This is a genomic window from Actinomadura sp. CNU-125 (genome assembly GCF_001942465.1).
Lineage (GTDB): Bacteria > Actinomycetota > Actinomycetes > Streptosporangiales > Streptosporangiaceae > Spirillospora.
In genome coordinates, this window is sequence record NZ_MKJY01000423.1 from 1 (window position 1) to 3,053 (window position 3,053).

A 3,053-nucleotide genomic window follows, 5' to 3' on the forward strand; every position below is an offset into this window, starting at 1 on the left:
TGGGATTTGTGCGCGGCCGACCTAGTGTGAAGGCGTCGAAGAAAGGAGGTGACCAACATGATCGCGAGCTTGGAGAGAATGGGCGAGCGGCTGCTGACCCGCGTCGTCCCGAAGGCGACCGCGCAGGCCGCCGGCCTCGGCCCCTACTGCGACTGGAAGTCCTGCGGCCCCGGCTGCCTGCTGAAGATCTGCTGCGCCGTGCCCGGCGAGCCGTACTGGTGCGGCCGCTGCCGCTGGACCTGCTGACCCTCGTTTCCCCGCCGGGGCCGGAGCCTACGGGCTCCGGCCCCGAATATATGGCGCTTGTATCCGCTTTATCGAACCGGCTCGTACCGTCCTCCATATTCACGGTCGTCGTTTGGAGGATTCATGCCGGTAATCGTCTCCCTCGTCGTCCTGGTCGGCGTGATCTGCGTGCTCGACCTCGTGCTCACACTCGGCGTCGTCCGCAGGCTCCGGGAGCATTCGGAACTCATCGCGCGGGCCGGGAGCATGGCGGCGCCCGAACCGATGCTGGCGCCCGGCGAGCGGGCCGGGGAGTTCGAGGCCGTCGCCACCACCGGTGAGGTGATCACGCGGGACGGGCTGACCGGCCGGACGCTCCTCGGCGTCTTCTCCCCCGACTGCTCGGCCTGCATCGAGCGGCTGCCGGGGTTCGTCGCGCAGGCCGAAGGGTTCGAGGGCGGCCGCGACCGGGTGCTCGCCGTGATCGTCGACCTGGCCGACGACGGCGCGGCCGACTACCGCGCGAAGCTGGAGCCGGTCGCGCGGGTGGTCGTCGAGACGGGCCGCGGCGGCATCAACGCGGCGCTGAACGTGCAGGCGTTCCCGGCGATCGGCGTGCTCGGCGACGGCGGCCGGGTGCTGCCCGACCAGCCCGCGGCGCCCGCCCCCGCCCCCGCCACGGCATGACCGGCGACGACGACGGCACGGACGACACCGGGCAGCGGGACGGCGGGGTGCGGGTCCGCGCCGCCGGGGTGCTGCGCGCGCTCGGGCTGGCCTGGACCGCCGGACGGCTGCTCACCGTGTGCTTCGCGGCCGGTGCGCTGGCCGAGGCCGCGGTCCCGGTCGTCGTGGCGTGGCTGACCAAGTTCGCGCTGGACGCGGTCGCGGAGCGGACCGCGAGCACCGCGCAGGTCGTGCAGATCGCGGCCGGGCTGGCGGCGGCGGGCATCGCCGCGGCGACGCTGCCGCACCTGAGCCGTTACGTCCGGTCGGAACTGGAGCGGCGGATCGGGCTGCTCACCCAGGACCAGCTGTTCCGGGCCGCCGAACGGTTCGCCGGGCTCGCCCGCTTCGAGGACCCGGTGTTCCTGGACCGGCTGTCGCTCGCGCACCAGTCCGGCGGCAGCACCCCGAGCCAGGTGGTGGGCGGGACGCTCGCCATCGGCCGGGGCGCGGTGACGGTCCTCGGGTTCGTCGCGTCGCTGCTGCTCATCAGCCCGTGGCTGACGGCGGCGGTGATCCTGGCGGCGGTGCCCGCGCTGCTGGCCGAGCTGCGGCTGTCGCGGCAGCGCGCCGCCATGATGTGGCGGCTCGGGCCGGTCGAGCGGCGCGAGCTGTTCTACCGGCAGGTGCTCACGGACGTGAAGGCGGCCAAGGAGCTGCGGCTGTTCGGCACCGGCCCGTACTTCCGCGGGCTGATGAACCGCGAGCGCCGCGCGTCCAACCGCGAGCGCGGCCGGATGGACCGGCGCGAGCTCGCGGTGCAGTCCGTCCTGGCGCTGCTGTCGGCGGCCATCGCCGGGGGCGGCCTGGTGTGGGCGCTGCTCGCCGCGCGGACCGGGGCCCTCACGCCCGGCGACGTCGCACTGCTGGTCACGTCCGTGGCGGGGGTGCAGGCGGCCGTGTCCGCGCTGGTGAACGAGGTGACGCTGGCGCACCAGGAGCTGCTGCTGTTCGACCACTACCTCGCCGTCATCGAGGCGGAACCGGACATCCCGGTCGCCGCGGACCCGGTGCCCGTCCCGCCGCTGCGCCGCGGCGTCGAGTTCCGGGACGTGTGGTTCCGCTACTCGCCCGACCATCCGTGGGCGCTGCGCGGGGTGACCCTCACGATCCCGCACGGCCGGGCCACGGCGCTGGTCGGCCGGAACGGGGCCGGGAAGAGCACGCTGGTCAAGCTGCTGTGCCGGATGTACGACCCGGAGCGCGGCGCCGTGCTGTGGGACGGCGTCGACCTGCGCGACCTGGATCCGGCCGAGCTGCGCGACCGCGTCGGCGCGGTCTTCCAGGACTACATGGAGTACGACGTGAGCGCGGCGCACAACATCGGGCTGGGCGACCTGCCCGCGCTCGACGACCGGGAGCGGATCGAGGCCGCCGCGCGGCGGGCCGGGGTGCACGCGACGGTGACGGCCCTGCCGGACGGCTACGACACCATGCTGTCGCGCCTGTTCTTCGACGCGGGCCCGGACGGGGAGGCCGATCCCACCGCCGGGGTCGTCCTGTCGGGCGGGCAGTGGCAGCGGCTCGCGCTGGCTCGGGCCATGCTGCGGGACGGCCGCGACCTGCTGGTCCTCGACGAGCCCAGCTCCGGCCTCGACGCCGAGGCCGAGCACGAGATCCACACCGGCCTGCGCGCGCACCGGGCCGGCCGCACCAGCGTGCTGATCTCGCACCGGCTCGGCGCCATCCGCGACGCCGACCTGTTGGTCGTCCTGGACGAGGGCCGGGTGGCGGAGGAGGGCACCCACGCGGAGCTGCTGCGCCGCGACGGCGTCTACGCCCGCCTGTTCACCCTGCAAGCCCAGGGATACGGCGCGGGCGCACCGGACGCGGCGACGGCGGGGCGGCGGTCGGCGGAGGTCGTGCCGTGAGGCGGGCGCTGCTCCTGCCGGTCGTTCCGGTCGTCGCGGCGCTGGCGGGGGTCTCGCTGCTGCGGCGCCGGTTCGCCGTCATCGACGTCTCGGGGGCGAGCATGGAGCCCGCCTTCCGCACCGGGGACCGGGTGCTGGTCCGGCGGGTGCCGCCGCGGCGCGTCCGTCGGGGGGACGTCGTGGTGCTGCGCGCCCCGGACGGCGTGCCGCCGGGGCGCACCCGGCGGGCCC

At 75.0% G+C, this 3,053-nt stretch carries 4 protein-coding genes; all 4 read left to right on the forward strand.

Translation table 11 applies throughout. The features are described from left to right. Window positions 1-57 precede the first annotated feature (57 nt). The gene (locus BJF79_RS35860; protein ID WP_143220693.1) at window positions 58-246 is read left to right on the forward strand and encodes a hypothetical protein; all 189 of its coding nucleotides are present in this window, start codon (window positions 58-60) and stop codon (window positions 244-246) included. A gap of 123 nt (window positions 247-369) precedes the next feature. Next, on the forward strand, window positions 370-912 hold the full coding sequence (locus BJF79_RS35865) for a hypothetical protein (protein WP_075904098.1): 543 nt from the start codon (window positions 370-372) through the stop codon (window positions 910-912). Beyond that, entirely contained in the window at window positions 909-2,822 is a 1,914-nt protein-coding gene (locus tag BJF79_RS35870; protein WP_075904100.1) for an ABC transporter ATP-binding protein, read from the forward strand. The genes BJF79_RS35865 and BJF79_RS35870 overlap by 4 nt, the downstream gene beginning before the upstream one ends. After that, the coding region (locus BJF79_RS35875) for a S26 family signal peptidase (RefSeq protein WP_262403066.1) at window positions 2,819-3,053 on the forward strand (235 nt) is incomplete at its 3' end. The genes BJF79_RS35870 and BJF79_RS35875, both read left to right, overlap by 4 nt.